The sequence below is a fragment of the Sphingomonas oryzagri genome (assembly GCF_029906645.1).
GTDB lineage: Bacteria > Pseudomonadota > Alphaproteobacteria > Sphingomonadales > Sphingomonadaceae > Solisphingomonas > Solisphingomonas oryzagri.
This window is the reverse complement of sequence record NZ_JARYGZ010000001.1, coordinates 700,294-719,048: the sequence shown is the minus strand read 5'-3', so window position 1 is coordinate 719,048 and position 18,755 is coordinate 700,294. Positions and strand designations below refer to the sequence as shown.

Below are 18,755 nucleotides of genomic sequence, written 5' to 3'. Positions count from 1 at the left end.
TCCTCAGGCGTAGGCGCCGGCCGAATAGGTCAGCTCGTAGCTGTGGCTGTAGATTTCGAGGATGTTGCCGAACGGATCCTCCATATAGACCATGCGATACGGCTTATCGCCGGGGAAATATTCGCGCACCGGCATCCGCTGACGGCCACCCGCGGCGACGATCTTCGCTGCCAGCCCCTCGACGTCCGGATCCTGCACGCAGAAGTGGAAGACGCTGGTTTTCCAATATTCGAAATTGTTCTCGGGCCGCTCGGCGTTGCGGAACTCGAAGATCTCGACGCCGACGCGGTCTCCGGTGGAGAGGTGCGCGATGCGGAACGAGCCCCAGCCCGCGCCGAACACGTCGGTGCACATCACCCCGATCGCGCTCTCATCCTCGCGGATCGTGGTCGGCGGCATGATCAGATACCAGCCCATCACCTCCGTGTAGAATGTGACGGCCGCATCAAGGTCCGTCACGGACAGACCGATGTGCGAGAAACTGCGCGGATAGGTCGACAAGACGGATCTCCTTTCCGCTCATGTCGTCCGCCACATCCATAAAATGAAGCGACATAGACTTATCGTTGCTATAAAAATTTATTATGTTGAATCCGCTCTGGATCCGCAGCGCCGCAGCGCTCGCCGAACATGGCAGCTTCACCCGCGCTGCCGCCGCGCTGGACCTCACGCAGGCGGCCGTCAGCCAGCATGTCCGTCAGCTGGAAGAGCGGCTCGGTCCGATCGTGATCCGCCGCCCCCGGTCGCTGGAATGGACGCCCGCCGGCCTGGCTCTGCTCGACCATGCGCGCGAGCTCGAGGCTGCCGACCGACGCTTCGCGGCGCGCATCGCCGGCAACGAAGCGCAGCAGGGCGACGTGACCCTGATCACACCGGGCAGCGTGGGGCTGCTGCTCTATCCCATGCTGCTGGACATCCAGGCCGAGCATCCGGAACTCGTCATCCGTCACCGCTTCGCTCCCGACAGGGATGTGATCGAGGCGCTGCTGTCCAACGCGTGCGATTTTGGCATCGCCACAACGAAGCCAGACGATGCGCGGCTGTCCGCCACCGCCTTCCTGCAGGAGCCACTCGAACTGATTGTTCCGGCGGGCGAGACGGTGACGGGCTGGACGGATCTCGAACGGATCGGCTTCATCGATCATCCCGATGGGCAGGCGATGGCGACCCGCCTGCTCTCGCGCCGCTTCGGCGGCAATCCGGGAGTACGCAAACTGCCGATCCGCGGGTTCAGCAATCAGATCGCCCTGATCCTCGAGCCGGTCGCGCGGGGCTTCGGCTTCACCGTGCTGCCCCGTTATGCACGCCAGGCGTTCAGGCAGCCCGAGGCGATCAGCGTGGCGGAAGGCAGCCCGGCCGTGACCGATACATTGTGGCTGATCCATCGAGCGGAATGGCCGCTTCCCGCGCGCGCGACCAAGGTCTTGCGGTCGTTATCCAAATTGCTTGGGATTTAGGATCAGAACCCATCGGCGGGAGCTGAGCGGAATCCTCGTCGTCGATCGCGAACGGTTGCGCGGGCGGCGATATGCGCGACCGGTCGATTCTGCCTGTTTGCGAAGCTGCGCTTGTCGCCTCGCGGCATCCGTCCGTTTCTGTCCGGGCAGAAGGATATGCGCCGTCGCCACTCCGGTCGGCGCGATCCGGGCACGCCCTGCGGACGGCCGCTAACCTGTATCAGGAACGGCAATTTTCCGGGCATCTTCGAGGTGTTTCGTGCGTCTTGCCGATGTGAACAGCCCGGAGGACGTGATGGCCGATACCCGCTTCGAGACGACGACCGGCAACGGCGGCGAAACCCATCAGCAGGCGCCGGCGAAGGGATCGCATGGGGATGCCGACGCCCACCTGACGACCAATCAGGGCATTCGCGTCTCCGACAACCAGAACAGCCTCAAGTCGGGCGAGCGCGGCCCGGTGCTGCTCGAAGACTTCGTGCTGCGCGAGAAGATCTTCCACTTCGATCACGAACGCATCCCCGAACGGATCGTCCACGCGCGTGGATCGGCGGCGCACGGCACCTTCGAGGCGACCGACGACCTCTCCGACATCTGCAAGGCGGCGCTCTTCAAGAAAGGTACGAAGACGCCGGTCTTCACGCGCTTCTCCACCGTCGCGGGCGGCGCAGGCTCGGTCGACACCCCGCGCGACGTACGCGGCTTCGCGGTGAAGTTCTACACGACCGAGGGCAATTGGGATCTGGTCGGCAACAACATCCCGGTCTTCTTCATACAGGACGCGATCAAATTCCCCGATCTCGTCCATTCGGTGAAGATGGAGGCCGATCGCGCCTACCCCCAGGCGGGTTCCGCGCACGACACCTTCTGGGACTGGGCGAGCCTGATGCCCGAAACCACGCATATGCTGATGTGGGCGATGTCCGATCGTGCCATTCCGCGCTCGCTGCGCACCATTGAGGGCTTCGGCATCCACACCTTCCGCATGGTCAACCAGGCCGGCAAGAGCACCTTCGTCAAATTCCACTGGAAGCCGAAGCTTGGCCTCCAATCGACCGTGTGGGACGAGGCGCTGAAGCTGCAGGCGGCCGACAACGACTATCACCGTCGCGATCTCTACGAAGCGATCGACACCGGCGCGTTCCCCGAATGGGAGCTGGGCATCCAGGCGTTCGACCAGGCCTTAGCCGACAGCCTCGACTGGGACGTGCTCGACGCGACCAAGATCATCCCCGAGGAGATGATCCCGGTCCGCATCATCGGCCGCATGACGCTCGACCGGAACCCGGACAATTTCTTCGCCGAGACCGAGCAGGTCGCCTACTGCCCGGCGAATGTCGTGCCCGGCATCGATTTCACCAGCGATCCGCTGCTGCAGGGGCGCCTGTTCAGCTACCTCGACACGCAGAAATCGCGACTCGGCACCGCCAATTTCCACCAGATCCCGATCAACGCGCCCAAGTGCCCGGTGATGAACTTCCAGCGCGACGGGCAGATGCAGATGACCGTGCCCAAGGGGCGAGCGAATTACGAGCCCAACAGCCTTGCAGCGCATGGCGAGGACGGCGGCCCGCGCGAATGCCCGATGACCGGCTTCGCGACCGCCAAGGGGCGCGCCGATCACGACGAGACGGGTGAAAAGCTGCGTATCCGCGCCGAGCTGTTCGCCGATCACTACAGCCATGCCCGCCTGTTCTGGAAGTCGCAGACTGACAGCGAACGCGCACACATCGCCTCCTCCTTCGTGTTCGAGCTGTCCAAGGTGGGACTGGAGCAGGTACCGGCGCGCTTGGTCGCGAACCTGCGCAATGTTGACGAGGATCTGGCCAGGCGTGTCGCGGATGGCCTCGGGATCGACCTCCCGAAAATGGCGAAGGCGGCGCGTGAGCCGATCGACATCGAGCCGTCCGACGCGCTGTCGATACAGAAGAACATGAAGGCGACGATCGAAGGCCGCCAGATCGGCATCCTCATCGCGGACGGTTCGGACGCGGACGAGATCACGACGCTCAAATCGGCGATCGAAAAGGCCGGCGCCAAGGCGTTTGTCGTGGCCCCCCGGATCGGCGGCGCGAAACTCTCCGATGGCAAGGTCCTGAAGGCGGACGGCCAACTGCTCGGCTCGCCGTCGCAGATCTTCGACGCGGTCGCGGTGATCCTTTCGGAAGACGGCGCCGCCGTGATGGCGAAGGAAGGCGCGGCCATCCAGTTCGTGATGGACGCGTTCGGACATCTCAAGGCGATCGGCGCCAGCGAGACCGCCAAACCGCTTCTCGACAAGGCCGGGATCGAGCCGGACGACGGCGTGACCGGCCTCGGCGACGATTTCCTGAAGGCGGCTGCTCGTCGCTTTTACGATCGCGAACCGAGCATCAGGATGCTGGCCTGATCGGCCGCGCCATGACCGACCCCATCGATTTGAACGCGGCCGACCGGGATCAGTTGGACGCTATTCCCGGTCTGGAAGGGCACGGGCACGATATCGTGCGCACTCGAGAAGAACGCGGCCGCTCCACGTCCCTGCGCGAACTCAACGAGGTACCGGGTCTCGCGAACAAGGTGCCGGGCGATGTGGCACGGCATCTCCGTGTCTGATCTCGCACTCGCGGCCGATCCCCGCCCGACAGTCGATATGAAGGTTGCCGGAAGCACCGGTTCCGGCGATCCTTGAGCATGGGCGACATCTCCGTCAGCCCCGAAACAGCCAACCAAAATTTCCTAGTCATTTAGTAGAGATTTCTTGCGGCTCTCGCCATCGACCCGGTAGGCGGTGTCCTGCCATGACCGTCAACCTGCCCACCAACCTGCTGCGCAGCTTCGTCGCGATCGTCGATGCCGGTTCGATGCTCGGCGCGGCGGAACAGGTCTATCTCACCCAGTCCGCGCTCAGCCTGCAGATCAAGCGGCTGGAGGACATGGTGCAACAGCCGCTGTTCGCGCGTGAAGGTCGCCGGCTGGTGATTACCGCGCAGGGCGAGTTGCTGCTCGATTATGCGCGCCGCGTGCTCGCCTTGCATGACGAAGCCCTCGCCGCGGTCAATTCCGGCCAGTTCGAGGGGCCGGTACGGGTCGGCATGGTGCAGGATTTCGCCGAAACCCTGCTGGGCGGCGTGCTGAGCCGCTTCGGAGAACTCCATCCCGACGCGCAGCTTTACGCCCGCGTCGCCGGCACCGCCGAGCTGGTCGCGATGATCGATCGCGGAATGCTCGATCTCGCCATCGGCTATGCTGCCGCCGACGATCCGGATGCGATCAGTATCGCGCCGACGGTCTGGTACGGATCGGCCGATCACGCCCGGCGCGACATCGTTCCGCTCGCCGTGCTCGATCGCCCCTGCCGCTTCCGCGAGGCGGCGACCAGCGCGCTCGATGCCGCCGGACGGCCGTGGCGCATCGCCTTCGAGACGCCCAACATCTCGACCCTGCGCGCGGCGGTGGAGGCGGGCCTCGGCCTCACCTGCCGCACCCGCCTGTTGTTTCCGGAGGGCACGCCGCTGGAGAGCAACGCGCTGCCGTCGCTACCCGACGTGGCTTGCGTCGTGCGCAGGCAGAGCGATCTCGGCCGGCCCGCCGCGAAGCTGGCGCAGCTCGCGGCCGAAGTGGTCGGCGCGATCTGAGGTTCGCTCATGAGCGATGCTGATGCGGGCGCGCCCGATCTCATTGGTCCGATACCCGCCGCCGCCTCTAGCCTGCCCGCCCGATTGCCCAAGGAGCCGAGGATGTCCGAAAGCCTGTCCACCCTGTTCGGCGCGCTGATCGCGGAGCGCGAGCGAAGCTGGCCGGCGGACCAGCTCGCCCGTAACGTGGCGCAGCGCCGGCAACTCGTCGATCGCTTCGATCCCGCCGCCGTGATCCAGCCGGGATCGCCGCTGCCGCCCAAGCTGCTGAAGGATCTGGATGGCGGCACCGTGGCGCTTCCCGATCTGGGTGGCCATCCCCAGCTGCTGCTCTTCTTCCGCTATGCCGAATGTCCGGCCTGCAGCATCGCGCTGCCATATTATGCGCGGACCCTGTGGCCGGAATTGCAGCGCCGGGGCATCGGGACGCTGGCGATCAGCCCACAGGTTCCCGAACGGCTGCGCGCGATCCGCTCGCGCTTCGACCTGCCCTTCCCGGTCTTGAGCGACGAGGCTGGCGGGCTGTCCCGCGCGATCGGCATCCTCTTCGCGCCCGACGTCCAGCCCGATCCGCCGCCGCCCGGCTGGCCCGGCGAGATCACCGGCACCAGCTCGTGGGAGTTGCCGCAGCCGACGGCGCTGCTGGTCGACGGCCGGGGCATCGTGCGCGCTGTGACCGTCAGCCCTGACTGGCTCGACCGGCCCGAGGAGGAGGAGATCCTCGCAACCGTCGATGCCGCACTGGCACGGGACATCGCCGCATGAGCGGATCGGGCTGGATTGGCCGCCGCGCCGCGCTCGGCCTCGGCCTGGGGGCACTGGTCGCCGCCTGCAACCGGGCCGGCGGTGGCGCCGGCACCTTGCTCGCCGGCGACCAGAAAGGCGGCTCCAAGGTCGTGCTGGAGGCGTCGCACAACCTCGATCGCCTGCCTTACCATATCGAATGGTCGTCCTTCCCCAACGCCGCGCCGCTGCTGGAGGCGCTCAACGCCGGTGCGATCGACACGGGCATCGGCGGCGACGCGGCCTTCATCTTCTCGATCGGGACCGGCGCCGCGCTGAAAGCGATCGGCGCGCAGAAATATGAAGGCCCCGGCCCGATCCTGGTGGTGCGGCGCGATTCCGCCATCCACTCCCTGAAGGACATCGCCGGCAAGCGGATCGCCACGCCAAAGGGATCGATCGGCCACAATTTCATCCTCGCCGCGCTGGAGGCGCAGGGCCGTCCGCTCGACGCCGTGCAATTCGCCTTCCTCTCCCCGCAGGACGGCAATGCCGCCTTGCTCGGCGGATCGGTGGACGGCTGGGCGATCTGGGATCCGAACGCGACCATCGCCGCGAAACAGGGCGCGCGCCTGATCTTCGAGCCGGGTCTGGTGCCGTCCTACGCCCTGCTGTTCGGCAGCGATCCCGCGATCGCCGGCAAGCGCCCTCTGCTCGCCGACTACAAGCGCCGCCTCTACCAGGGGTGGGACTGGGCGGCGTCGCATCCGGACGACTATGCGCGGTTGCTCAACCGGGAGACCGGTATTCCCGTCGATGTCTGGCAGACCGTGACCGCACGGACGCGGCGACTGCCGTCCGGCATCGGCGCCGCGCTGATCGCCGACCAGCAGAAGACGGCGGACCGATACGCGCGCGCCGGACTCATCGATCACCATATCGACGTCAAATCGGGATTCGATAACAGTTTCTCATAATCATATCTCACTCATCAATAATGATCATCGATCATATTCAAATACAAATCATGATAAGCAAAGTATCTATCGGGCGATCCAAAAAGACTTTGTTTGTATGCTTGATCCAATCCGATAGCCAAAATCCCTAACCTTCCAAGGGGGATCATGTTGAAGACCGGTTCGATTTCACGGATGACCTATCCGGCTCTGCTTCTGGCAGGAACGGCGACAGGCGTCTTTCCGGTGGCCATGCCCGCCCAGGCGGCTGCAGCCACCGCTGCCACGCAGGTAGAGGAAATTACCGTCACCGCGCGCTACCGCAAGGAAAGCGCCCAGAAGGTGCCGATCAGCATCACCGCGCTGCCGGCCGAGCAGATCGCCAAACAGGGCGCCTTCAACCTGAAGCAGGTGGTGCAGCAATTACCAGGCCTCAACATCCAGGGGATCAGCGGCCGCAACCAGACGATCACCATCCGCGGCATCGGCACCAACGCGGGCGGCACGAACGACGGCCTCGAACAGGGCGTCGGCCTCTATGTCGATGGCGTCTACCGCCCGCGCACCGGATCGGTAATCACCGACCTGATCGACATCGATTCCATCCAGCTCCTGCGCGGGCCGCAGGGCACGCTGTTCGGCAAGAACACCGTCGCCGGCGCGATCGACATCAAGACGAAGGAGCCGACCTTCACACCCGAGGCGAAGGCGGAACTGAGCTACGGCAACTATAATTACCTGCGCGGCTATCTCTCGTTCGATTCCAAGATCAACGACGATATCGCCTTCCGCGTCAGCTATCTGCGCACCCAGCGCGACGGCCTGATCTACAATACAGTCGCGGGCAAGCATTGGGATGGGCTGGACAATCATTCCGCCCGCTTCGACGTGCTTTATGCGCCCACCACCAACTTCAAGTTCCGCCTGATCGCGGATTACAGCATCCAGAAGGGCGATGTCGGCTTCTACAGCATCGCAAGCGTGCTCCCGACGACCCTGGCGAACGGCACGCAGGTACGCGGCTTCTACCGGCGCGCGGCGGACGTCGGGTACGTGCCGATCCCGATCGATCCCTTCGCGCGCCGCGTCGATCTCGATTCCAGCCAGTATGACAAGATGCCGAGCTGGGGCGTGCAGGGCCGCGCCGACTGGGACACCGGCCCGATCACGCTGACCTCGATCACCGCCTATCGCAACTGGAAGTGGCTACCCAATTACGACGGCGACCAGATCGGCGCCAACGTACTGACCCAGTCGATCGTCGTCACCCACCAGCAGCAATTCAGCCAGGAACTGCGCGCCGCCTCCAACGGCCACCATGTGATCGATTTCACCGGCGGCCTCTATTTCTTCTGGCAGAAGGCCAATGACCTGCAGGTCACGGGCTATGGCCGCGATGCCGCCGGCTGGCTGACCACGCCCAACACCGCCTCCCCCACAGCGACCGCCGCTCTGCCGTCGGCGGCGCTCGACGGCCTAACCGCCTACGCCCATGTCGTGCCCGCGACCTACAGCTATGCGGGTTACGGCCAGGCGACGTGGAACGCGTCGGACCGTTTCCGCGTGACCGCCGGTCTGCGTTTCACCTACGAGCACAAGACCGGCCTGTACGATGCCTATGGCGGCGGCGACCTCGCGCCGATCTCCAGCTTCGATCCGTCGATCCAGGCGGCCGTCGCGGCCCGGCGCGCGGCGCTGGTGCCGATCGGCAGCTACGACGCCTCGCGCGACACCAAGAACCTGTCCGGCACCGCCATCGCCGCCTACGATCTCAGCCAGGACGTCCATGCCTATGCGAGCTATTCGCGCGGCTACAAGTCGCCGGGCATCAACCTCGTGGCGCCCGCCAACGGCATCGACATCTTCGTCAAGCCCGAGAAGGTGGACGATTACGAGCTGGGTCTGAAGAGCCGATTCCTCGGCGGCAAGGCGGAACTGAACCTCGCCCTGTTCTGGACGGACGACAGCAATTACCAGGCGAATTACGTCAACACCGCCGTCACGCCGGTGGTCGCCTACATCACCAATGTCGGCAAGCTGCGCTCGCGCGGCGTCGAAGTGGATGCTCGTGCCAATCCGGTCGAGGGGCTGACGCTCACCGCCGCCGGCACCTATAACGACGCCTATTACGTCCACTATCGCAGCGCGCCGGCACAGTATCTGACCTCGTATCAGGGCACGGTGGACCTGTCCGGCCGTCCGGCCTCCGGCGCGCCGAAATGGTCGCTCACCGGAACCGCCGAATATGTGCACCACGCCGGCACGGTGGATGTCTATGGCGGCGGTGATGCCAGCTACAGGTCGGGCTTCTACGCAGCAGTGAACCTCGATCCCTTCTCGTGGATCCCCGGCTACGCGCTCTTCGGCCTCCATGCGGGCGTGCGCAAGCCGGACGGGAAATGGGACGTCTCCGTCTGGGTCCGCAACCTCACCGACAAGAATTACTTCAACACCAAGGCCGTGAGCACCCAGTTCGGCGTCGTCAACGCCGCGCTCGGCGAGCCGCGCACCTTCGGCTTCACCCTCAGAACCCGCATCTGACGCTCAAGCACAGGAGAAAGAGCGATGACCAAGCGACAGCTCAAGCTCGGACTGGTGCCGACCGGGGTCGGTGGCCCCGGCGACAGCAACCGGTGGCTCGATCCATCGATCCCGGCCGACGCCAGCGTCAATATCGACTGGTATATCGATGCGGTGCGCAAGGCCGAGGCGGCGAAGTTCGACCTCGTCTTCATCGTCGACAGCCAGTTCATCACCAAGGATTCGCCGCCGCATTATCTCAACCGGCTGGAGCCGCTGACCTTGCTCTCCGCGCTGGCGGTGGCGACCAGCCGGATCGGCCTGGTCGGCACGGCGACCACCTCCTACAACGATCCCTTCAACCTCGTCCGCCGCTTCGCCTCGCTGGATCTGATCAGCAAGGGCCGCGCCGGCTGGAACGTCGTCACCAGCGGCGATGCCGGAACGGCCGGCAATTACGGCAAGGAAGAGCATTACGACTACGACACACGCTACGCGCGAGCGACCGAATATCTGGAGGTCGCGCGCGGCCTGTGGCGCAGCTACGAGGATGACGCGCTGCCCCGCAACCGCGAGACCGGCCAGTTCCTCGACGAGACCAAGCTGCACGCGCTCAACCACAAGGGACGCTTCTTCTCGGTGGTCGGCCCGCTCAACATCCAGCGATCGCCGCAGGGCGAGCCGGTGATCTTCCAGGCGGGCGATTCCGATCAGGGCCGCGATCTTGGCGCCACCATCGCCGACGGCATCTTCACCCATTCGGCGACGATCGAGCAGGGCCAGGCCTTCTACCAGGACGTCAAGGGCCGCGCCGCGCGGCTGGGCCGCGATCCGAACGAGATCGTGATCATGCCGGGCGTGGTCGTCTTCGTCGGCGACAGCGACGAGGAGGCGCGCGACATCGAGCGGCGCACGCGCGAGCACGACCAGAGCTTCGAACAGGCGCTGGGCGAGTTCGGCCGCTCGTTCGGCTGGCACGATTTCCGCCAGTACGATCTCGACGCGCCGTTTCCCACCGGCGCGCTCGAGCATGCGAAGAACAGCTTCTACACCAATGCCAAGAAGGTGACCGACCTCGCCGTCGCGCGCCGATTCACGCTCCGCCAGACGGTGGAGCATATCCGCGGCCAGCGCCGCACCCCCTTCGGCGGCACCGCCGAGACGGTGGCGAACGAGATCGTCCGCTGGTTCGAAGGGCGCGCACTCGACGGGCTGAACATCCACCTCGGGCATCCCGACCAGTTCGATCGGTTCACGGGCGAAGTGGTGCCGATCCTGCAGGAGCGCGGGGTGTTCCGCCGCGATTACGAGCACAGCACGCTGCGCGGCCATCTCGGCCTGCCGATCCCGACCAACCGGCGCGAGCCGGCGCCGGTACTCGAAGCGGCGGAGTGAGAGAGGAGGCAGGCCCGGTTTGCGCCGGGCCTGCCTCTTCGTATCAGATCACGAAGAAGCCGTGCGTGCCGTCGCGCTCGAGCTGCGCGACGAGACCATATTCCCAGTCGAGATAGGCCTGCATCGCCGCCTGCGCGTTGTCGGTGCCCTCATAGGGCCGCTTGTAGCGTCGTACAGGATCGAGCGGCGGCCAGGCCGGCGCAGCGCCGGTCTCCAGCGGACCGTCGAAGCCGCCGTCGAGGACGTAGAGCTCCCACCCCATCTGCGCGAGCCACGAGGCGGTCATGTCGGCACGCGGGCCGAGATCGTCGGCGAGCAGGATGCGCGCGCCGCGCACCGGCGCGGCCATGTCGGTCTCCTGCACCAGCTGGCCGCCCGGATAGTGACGGAAGCCGGGGATGTGGCCGGCCACATATTCCTCGGCGGTACGGACATCGAAGCGATAGAGCGTGCGATCAGGATCGGCCGTGAGCGCCTCGGCATCGTCGGACGATAGCCGGCGCACGCCGGCGCGATAGGCGACCTGACGGGCGCGATCGCGCGCCTCCCCGGCATCGCCGGACCCGGCATGGCGCGTGGAGCCGTGCTCCAGCCCCTGCCCCGCCAGCGTCCAGCCGATCGTGCCGTTGCGCAGGGCGACCACGCGGTTGGCAACGCCGGCGTTGATCAGCGACTGGGTGCCGATGATCGATCGCGTCCGCCCCGCGCAGTTGACGATGATCGTCGTGTCGGGATCGGGCGCAGCGCTGCCTGCCCGCAGCACCAGTTCGGCACCGGGCGCGCTCGACGAGCCGGGGATGTTCATCGTGGCATATTCGTCCGGCCGGCGGGCATCGAGGATCGCGATGTCAGCCTTCTCCTCGATCAGCGCCGCAACATCCTCGGCCGCCAGCGACGGGGTGTGGCGACGATGCTCGACCAGTTCGCCAAACGCCTTGGAGTAGCTGTTGACGTCCTCGAACAGCTCGAACCCCGCGTCCCGCCATCCGGCCAGTCCGCCAGCGAGCGCACGGACATCCCGATAGCCCAGCGCGGAGAGCTTGGCGGCTGCCGGTTCCACCAGCCCCTCGCCGTCGTCGTAGAGGACCACCGGCACTTCGGCACGGGGAATACGGATGCCCGCCTCAATGGCGATCCGATCAGCGTCGAGATTGGCCGCGAACAGCGGATGGCCGGTCGCGAAGGCAGCTTCGGTGCGCAGGTCGATCAACGCGAGTTCATGGCGCAGCAGCAGCATCCGCCGCACGTCGTGCGGGGTAACGATATTCAGGGTCATGCAGGCTCCAGATCGGCATAGCCGGAGATGAAGGACTTGGTGTTGCCGGCGGCGTCGAAGACGTGGCGTTCGACCGCGCCGATATCTGCGCCGTAGACGTGGATGCTGATCGACACGCGATCGGCATGCGCATTGGCGACCCGGTGGATGTCGCCGATGCGGGGCGATACGGCAGCGACCTCGCCGGCTTCCAGCCGGTCGCTCGCGAGCCAGTGCAGGCCGCTCTCCGTCTCGGCGAAGCGCTCCGAAACCTCGGCACCGCGCAACACGCCGACCAGACCCCAGACGGTATGATCGTGGATCGGCGTCGCCTGCCCCGGCCCCCAGACGAAGCTGACGATCGAGAAGCGCGCGGCGGCGTCGCGGTGGAGCAGATACTGGCGATAACGCACCGGATCGGGCCGGGCGTGGCTCTCGGGCAGCCAGTCGTCCCTTCCAATCAGATCGGCCAGAAGACCACGCCCCCGATCGAGGATCTCGGCCTCATCTATCGCTTCGCCAAGCAGCGCCTCGAAACCGCGGACGCAGCGGGCGAGCGCGTCGCTCAATGATCCCTCCCGATCAGATCGGCATAGACGCCGCCGTCAGTCTGCAGGCCGAGATGTCCCAGCAGCCGCCCGCGCAATGGCCGCACCACCGAAGCCCGTTGGCCACGCGGTGCCGTGATCCGCTCCTCGGCAGCGATCCGCCCGGCATCGAGCACCAGGATGCGATCGGCCAGCGCCATCGCTTCCTCGACATCGTGGGTGACGAGCAGCACCGCCGGCTGGTGCCGCCGCCACAGCGAGAGCACGAGCGCGTGCATCCGGATACGGGTGAGCGCGTCGAGCGCGGCAAAGGGTTCGTCGAGCAGCAGCAATTCCGGCTTGCGGATCAACGCGCGGGCAAGCGACGCGCGCTGCGCCTCGCCTCCGGACAACGTCAGCGGCCAGGCATCGGGGCGATGCTCCAGCCCGACTTCGCGCAGCGCCTCTTCCGCACGCTGGCGCCGATCCTCCCCGGTCACGCCCAGCACGACATTCTGCCACACCCGTTTCCACGGCAGCAGCCGCGCATCCTGAAACACGGTGGCGCGCGATGCCGGGATGACGGCGGAGGCGCCATTGGCCTCGTCCAGCCCGGCCAGCGTGCGAAGCAGGGTCGTCTTGCCCGAGCCTGACCGGCCGAGCAGCGCCACGAACTCGCCGGGCGCGATCGAAAGATCGAGATCGTCCAGAACCCGTGTCTCGCCGAAATGGCGGGAGAAGCCTTTCAGCCGGACGATCGGCTCCGGCTCGCGCACCGGCGGTTCGGGAAAAGATATGCGCAGCACTTCGCTCATCTCTCAGGCCTCCACCAGAGCCGGGCGCCAGGCGAGCGCCCGCGCCTCGATCGATCGCACCAGCCAGTCGCCGCCCAGGCCGAGCAGCGCGTAGATCATCAGGCAGACGACGATGATGTCGGTCCGCATCGTCTCGCGCGCGTCGTTGATCAGGAAGCCGAGGCCCGAGGTCGCGTTCACCTGCTCGGCGATCACCAGCATCAGCACCGACACCGACAGCGAGTAACGCAGGCCGACCAGCAGCGAGGGCAAGGCCCCCGGCAGCACGACATGCCAGACCAGCTGCAGGCGCGAGAGGCCGAAGCTGCGCGCGGCATCGAGCAGGCGACGATCCACCCCGCGAATACCCTGGTGCAGATTGAGATAGACCGGGAAGGCGGTGGCGAACGCGATCAGACCGATCTTGGTCGCCTCCCCGATGCCGAACCAGACGATGAACAGCGGCGTCAGCGCCACCACGGGGATAGTGCGCTTGATCTGCACCAAAGGATCGATCGCGGCGTCGCCCGTGCGGGACAGGCCGGCCAGAAGCCCCAGCGCGGTGCCGCTGCCGACGCCGATCGCCAGCCCCAGCGAAACCCGCAACAGTGACACCGCCAGATGATGCGCCAGCTCGCCCGACGCCACCATGCTGCCCAGCTCGCCGAGCACCGAGGCCGGCGACGCAAGGATACGGGTCGGGATCGCGCCGATCGACGATCCCGCCTGCCACAGCAGCAGGAGCAGGATCGGCGAGACCCATCGCCGTTCCCACGGCTTTCTCCGACGAAAGGCTTCGGCCCGCATGACATTGACTCCTGACGTTCAGGGACAGCCTGCGCAGGGGCACGATTCAATCAATGGAGATCGGATTCGGCGCTTATGAGGAGGCCAAATAAGGGATGGGATTGCGGGCCAGGCACATCGGAATATCGTGATCCCAGCATCATCCGAAGAATTTTTATCGAGCCTGAAAGGCGAACGTCGCGACCCGGACCGAACGGGTCGGGGCGGGGTTTGGCATCTGACTCCTCACGCCCATCGCAGATATGCGGAGCTGTTCAGGCAGCACTCTACCGTAGGGCGGCGCAGGCCTCCCTTAACGTTCGTCCGCGTGTTTCAATCTCCATCAAGGATGGCATTGATGCGAGGATAGACCTTTCGCGCATTACCCTCGAAAATCTTGGCCCTGTCCTCGCCGGTGAGCCACTCCACCTGATCGATATAGCGTTTGGTATCGTCGAACGGATTACCGGTTTCCGGATCGATACCACGCACCGCCCCGATCATCTCCGTCGCGAACAGGATGTTATCGACCGGAATCACTCGCGTCAGCAGTTCGATGCCCGGAAGGTGGTAGACGCAGGTATCGAAATAGACGTTGTTGAGCAGCAGCTCTGACAGAGGCGGCCGGCCCATGTCCTGCGCAAGCCCCCGATAGCGGCCCCAGTGATAGGGCACCGCTCCGCCTCCATGCGGAATGATGAAGCGCAGCGTCGGAAAATCCCGAAACAGATCCGATGTCAGGAACTGCATGAACGCGGTGGTATCGCCGTTGATGTAATGCGCGCCCGTCGGATGGAAGCAGGGATTGCACGATCCGCTGACGTGAATCATCGCGGGCACGTCAAGCTCCACCATTTTCTCGTAGAGCGGATACCAGGAGCGATCGCTGAGCGGCGCATCCTTCCAATGGCCATCGGACGGGTCCGGATTGAGGTTGCACGCCACGAACCCCAGCTCGTTCACGCACCGTTCCAGTTCGGGGATCACGCTCTTCGGCGGCACCAATGGCGACTGCGGAAGCTGGCACACGCCGATGAACCGCCTCGGGTAGAGGCTCGTCACGCGGTGGATCAGATCGTTACAGGTTTCCGACCAGATCTGGCTGGTGATGGCATTACCGATGTGGTGCATCATATGCCCGGCGATCGGCGAGAAGAGCGTCACGTCGATCCCGCGCTCGTCCTGCAACTTGATCTGCGCACCGAGCAGGCTTTCGCGGATCTCGTCATCGCTGATCGCCAGCGAACCGCGTGCCGGATTGCGGACGGGATCCTCAAGCGCGGCGATCTGGAGGTCGCGAAACACACCGAGCGCCTTTGGCGCAGTCGTGTAGTGCCCATGACAATCGATAATCATTACGCCGATCCTCTCGCGCCGGCCATGCCATGGGGTGCAACCCCGGTTGAGCCCGCTCTCCCGTCGGCAACCGTCTCGGGCGGGTCGCTCGCACCGTCAAATAGCAGTCTGTCCTCGTTCCATAGCAGATCGTTATGCACCGACTTCCGATATCTTAATGCTATACCAAACAGACACACTGCTATTTGACACTTATAGCTGGCAGCGCGACATGGCGGCCAAAGAGGTTACGAAGCGGATCATCCGCGATCGATGGCCCGGCTACTTCGGAGGCTGTCCTGCAGCCTCAAACCCAAAATATGAGGGAGGATGGACGATGGGATTTCGGCATATCGGGGATCGGATTCCGCTCGTCGCAATCGTGAGTATGCTGGCGATCGCGACCGGCGCTCATGCGCAGGCCGCGGCGCCGACGGCCCCGGCCGCCTTGCCAGCTGCAGATGCGACGCCGGCCGCCGCCGCCTCGCCCGCCTCGCCCGAGGCCGCCGGCGTGGGTGAAATCGTCGTCACCGCGCAGCGCCGCAGCCAGCGCCTGCAGGATGTGCCGATCGCGGTCTCCGTGGTGGGCGGCAAGGCGCTTGCGACCCAGGGCATCACCTCATCGCGCGATCTCGCGACGATCGTTCCGGGCCTCGTGCAGGATCAGAAAGCCGCCGCCCCCCTGCCCTATCTGCGCGGCATCGGCCAGAACGTGTCGATCCCAGGCATCGAATCCCCGGTCGTCACCTATGTCGACGGCCTCTATCTGGTGTCGCCCGTTTCCGGAAATGCCGATCTGGGCGACGTCGAGCAGATCGAGGTGCTGAAGGGACCGCAAGGCACGACCTTCGGCCGCAACGCCGTCGCCGGCGTCATCAACATCACCACCCGCATGCCCAGCTACAAGCCGGAATTCCAGGGAACGTTCGACTATTCGAGCTACGACACCAAACAGATCAAGGCCTATGGCTCGACCGGGCTGACCGACAATCTCGCTGTCGGCCTCGCGGTTTCCTGGCGCGATCAGGGCGACGGCTGGGGTCGCAACACCTATCTCAACATTCCCGCCTTCTACAGCAACAGCCTGAACATCCGCGGCAAGGCCAAGTGGCAACCGGGTTCGCGCGTGACGGTGGTGGCGAGCGGCTTCTACCAGCACCAGAACAGCGATCTCGGCAGTTTCTCCCTCATGCCGGGCACGATCGCGGTCAGCAGCGGCGTCGATTACACCAACTCCGGCTTCTACAACACGATCAACAACAACCCGATCGGCTTCGTCGGCACAGGCGCGGGCGGTTCCGTCAAGGCGTCGATCGACTTCGACTGGGCGACGCTGTCCGACCAGCTCGGCTACCAGCACGTTCACGCCGAATCCTTCTCGGAAGGCGATTTCACACCCGATCCGCGCCTGCTTCTCGATCAGAATTTCGTGGACAAGGCGATCACCAACGAGCTTCTGCTGAGTTCCAAGGGCGACTCCCGTCTCTCCTGGCTGGGCGGATTCTTCTTCCTCCACCAGGACACGACGAACTATTATCAGCAGTTCGGCAAGGCGCTGCCCGGCAATTACGTGCTGATCAACGCGCGGCAGACGACCAATTCCTATGCGCCCTTCGCGAACGTCACCTGGGCTTTCCTGCCGCGCGCGCATATCACCCTTGGCGCGCGCGGGACGTTCGAGACGCGCAATCTGCTCGACAGCAACAGCGTCAGCGCGACCGGCGTCGTGACGCCGGTGCCGGACGGCAGCATCCACTACAACCAGTTCACCTATCGCGCCTCGCTCGACTACAAGGTCGGGCCGGTGATGCTTTACGGATCGATCAATCGCGGGGCTACGGCCGGCGTCTATCAGCTTTCCAATCCGGGCCTCCCGCCGCTCAAGCCCGCGACGCTGACCGCCTATGAGATCGGCGCGAAGTCCGAACTGTTCGATCGCAAGCTGATGCTGAACGTCGCGCTGTTCGACTATGACTATCAGAATATCGTCGTCACCGCGCGCAGCCCGACCGATGGCACGACACGCCTGCAGAACGCGGCGAAGGCGCGGGTGCGCGGTATCGACGTGGATTTCACGGCCCATCCCGTGTCGCGGCTTACCCTGAGCGGCGGCTTCGAGATCCTCGACGCGAAATACACCAATTTCCCTGCGGCTTCGATCTTCACGCCCAACCCGTTGGGAGGCAATATCCAGAGTATCGCCGACGTTTCAGGCGACTATCTCCTCAACGCGCCCAAATTCTCTCTGGTCGCGACGGCGATCTACACGATCCCGACACCGATCGGAAAACTCGATCTTTCAGGCAATATCAGCCACAAATCGGCAATCTTCTTCAACGTGAACAACAATCTCAAGCAGGACGCCTACAATATCGAGAATGCGAGCGCCACTTTGACACTGCCGGGCGATCGTTACTCGATCGGAGTCTATGCGAAGAATATCGGGAATGTGCATTATAACGTCGACATGACCCGCACAGCCATCGGAACCTCGCACCTGCCTGGCGAGCCTCGGATCGTCGGCGTACGGTTCGGCGTGAAACTGTAAGCCCCACGACAGGTCCGGGGGCGGTGGCGTGATCCACCGCCCCCCAGGAGGGCCGGCTTGACCGGCTGAAAATGCTGGCGCACGGGGGGATCGAACAGCGAGACCCGTCCAAGCCCGATGACCGATTTTTCGCCCAAGCTGCCGATCTGGTACCAACTGGCGGCGATGCTGCGATCGGACATCATGAGCGGCCGGCTCGCCGCAGGCACCCGGATCGAGCCGGAGGTCCGGCTGGCGGAGCAACACCGCATCAGCGTGGTCCCCGTCCGTCAGGCCCTCCGCGCATTGGGCGAGGAAGGCCTGATCGTACGACAGCGCGGCCGCGGTACCTTTGTCAGCGACACGGTTCACGCCGCCGAGGGATCCACGCCGCTGGAATCGCTCTATGCGCGGGATTTCGACAAGCCCGCACAGGTGCTCGAACGTGGCCTCGCGCCCGTGCCGGCCCAGTTCGCCGGATATTTCCCCGACCAGCCGGAACTCGCCTACGTGCGACGCCTCGCCTATCGCGACGAACGTCCGTGGTCATACGGGACGCTGTATTTTCTTCCGAAGTTCGCGGGCGAGGTGACCACCGCGTTGCTGCGCCGCTGGCCGCTCTATCGCATCCTGCGCGAACAGAGCGGCGTCGGCGTCATCCGGTCACAGTTCGACGCGCGCGCGACCGGTGCCAGCCCGGACGTAGCGCAAGCGTTCGGGGTCGACCCCCTTTCGCCCGTACTCGCACTTTCCAGCGTGTCCTTCGACACCGACGAACGTGCAGTCGTCGCCTTCGAGCTGACCTTTCCGAGCGCGCCGTTCGTGTTCAGCTTCGAGACCATTCACAAGCTGGGCTGACGGCG

Annotated in this window: 16 protein-coding genes; 10 read left to right on the top strand and 6 right to left on the bottom strand. The window is 65.1% G+C overall.

All coding sequences use genetic code 11. The features are described 5' to 3' along the window. Positions 1-3: 3 nt before the first annotated feature. Positions 4-501 (bottom strand): lactoylglutathione lyase family protein, encoded by a 498-nt coding sequence (locus QGN17_RS03335; RefSeq protein WP_281043099.1) that lies wholly within the window; start codon positions 499-501, stop codon positions 4-6. Between the two features lie 83 nt (positions 502-584). Between QGN17_RS03335 and QGN17_RS03330 the strand changes: the two genes are divergently transcribed. From QGN17_RS03330 to QGN17_RS03295, 8 genes are all read left to right on the top strand, one after another. Then, the gene (locus QGN17_RS03330) at positions 585-1,457 is read left to right on the top strand and encodes a LysR family transcriptional regulator (protein WP_281043098.1); all 873 of its coding nucleotides are present in this window, start codon (positions 585-587) and stop codon (positions 1,455-1,457) included. A gap of 295 nt (positions 1,458-1,752) precedes the next feature. After that, a complete protein-coding gene (locus tag QGN17_RS03325) occupies positions 1,753-3,846 on the top strand; it encodes a catalase (protein WP_281043097.1) in 2,094 nt (697 codons plus the stop codon). Positions 3,847-3,857: 11 nt separating this feature from the next. Continuing rightward, complete coding sequence (locus QGN17_RS03320; RefSeq protein WP_281043096.1) at positions 3,858-4,052, top strand: helix-hairpin-helix domain-containing protein; 195 nt, start codon at positions 3,858-3,860, stop codon at positions 4,050-4,052. 185 nt (positions 4,053-4,237) lie between these two features. Then, entirely contained in the window at positions 4,238-5,074 is an 837-nt protein-coding gene (locus QGN17_RS03315) for a LysR substrate-binding domain-containing protein (RefSeq protein ID WP_281043095.1), read from the top strand. Positions 5,075-5,176: 102 nt separating this feature from the next. Continuing rightward, on the top strand, positions 5,177-5,839 hold the full coding sequence (locus QGN17_RS03310) for a peroxiredoxin family protein (RefSeq protein ID WP_281043094.1): 663 nt from the start codon (positions 5,177-5,179) through the stop codon (positions 5,837-5,839). Further along, on the top strand, positions 5,836-6,774 hold the full coding sequence (locus tag QGN17_RS03305) for an aliphatic sulfonate ABC transporter substrate-binding protein (protein ID WP_281043093.1): 939 nt from the start codon (positions 5,836-5,838) through the stop codon (positions 6,772-6,774). Before QGN17_RS03310 ends, QGN17_RS03305 begins: the two co-directional genes overlap by 4 nt. A 174-nt stretch (positions 6,775-6,948) precedes the next feature. After that, positions 6,949-9,294, top strand: a complete 2,346-nt coding sequence (locus tag QGN17_RS03300) for a TonB-dependent receptor (protein WP_281043092.1) — start codon at positions 6,949-6,951, stop codon at positions 9,292-9,294. Between the two features lie 24 nt (positions 9,295-9,318). Beyond that, positions 9,319-10,668: an LLM class flavin-dependent oxidoreductase gene (locus QGN17_RS03295; protein ID WP_281043091.1), complete on the top strand. Its 1,350-nt coding sequence runs from the start codon at positions 9,319-9,321 to the stop codon at positions 10,666-10,668. Between the two features lie 43 nt (positions 10,669-10,711). Here QGN17_RS03295 and QGN17_RS03290 read toward each other — a convergent pair whose 3' ends face one another. From QGN17_RS03290 to QGN17_RS03270, 5 genes are all read right to left on the bottom strand, one after another. Beyond that, on the bottom strand, positions 10,712-11,944 hold the full coding sequence (locus QGN17_RS03290) for a rhodanese-like domain-containing protein (RefSeq protein ID WP_281043090.1): 1,233 nt from the start codon (positions 11,942-11,944) through the stop codon (positions 10,712-10,714). Further along, on the bottom strand, positions 11,941-12,492 hold the full coding sequence (locus QGN17_RS03285; protein WP_281043089.1) for a cysteine dioxygenase family protein: 552 nt from the start codon (positions 12,490-12,492) through the stop codon (positions 11,941-11,943). Before QGN17_RS03285 ends, QGN17_RS03290 begins: the two co-directional genes overlap by 4 nt. Then, positions 12,489-13,265, bottom strand: a complete 777-nt coding sequence (locus tag QGN17_RS03280; protein WP_281043088.1) for an ABC transporter ATP-binding protein — start codon at positions 13,263-13,265, stop codon at positions 12,489-12,491. The genes QGN17_RS03285 and QGN17_RS03280 overlap by 4 nt, the downstream gene beginning before the upstream one ends. Positions 13,266-13,268: 3 nt before the next feature. Further along, entirely contained in the window at positions 13,269-14,051 is a 783-nt protein-coding gene (locus tag QGN17_RS03275; protein WP_281043087.1) for an ABC transporter permease, read from the bottom strand. Between the two features lie 312 nt (positions 14,052-14,363). Continuing rightward, positions 14,364-15,386, bottom strand: coding sequence for an amidohydrolase family protein (locus QGN17_RS03270; protein WP_281043086.1), 1,023 nt, complete (start codon positions 15,384-15,386; stop codon positions 14,364-14,366). A 367-nt stretch (positions 15,387-15,753) separates the two neighbouring features. Between QGN17_RS03270 and QGN17_RS03265 the strand changes: the two genes are divergently transcribed. Both QGN17_RS03265 and QGN17_RS03260 read left to right on the top strand, forming a co-directional pair. Continuing rightward, complete coding sequence (locus QGN17_RS03265; protein ID WP_281043085.1) at positions 15,754-17,913, top strand: TonB-dependent receptor; 2,160 nt, start codon at positions 15,754-15,756, stop codon at positions 17,911-17,913. A 117-nt stretch (positions 17,914-18,030) separates the two neighbouring features. After that, positions 18,031-18,750 carry a GntR family transcriptional regulator gene (locus QGN17_RS03260; protein ID WP_281043084.1) on the top strand — a complete coding sequence of 240 codons (720 nt, stop codon included), beginning with the start codon at positions 18,031-18,033 and terminating at the stop codon, positions 18,748-18,750. The last annotated feature ends 5 nt before the right edge of the window (positions 18,751-18,755 follow it).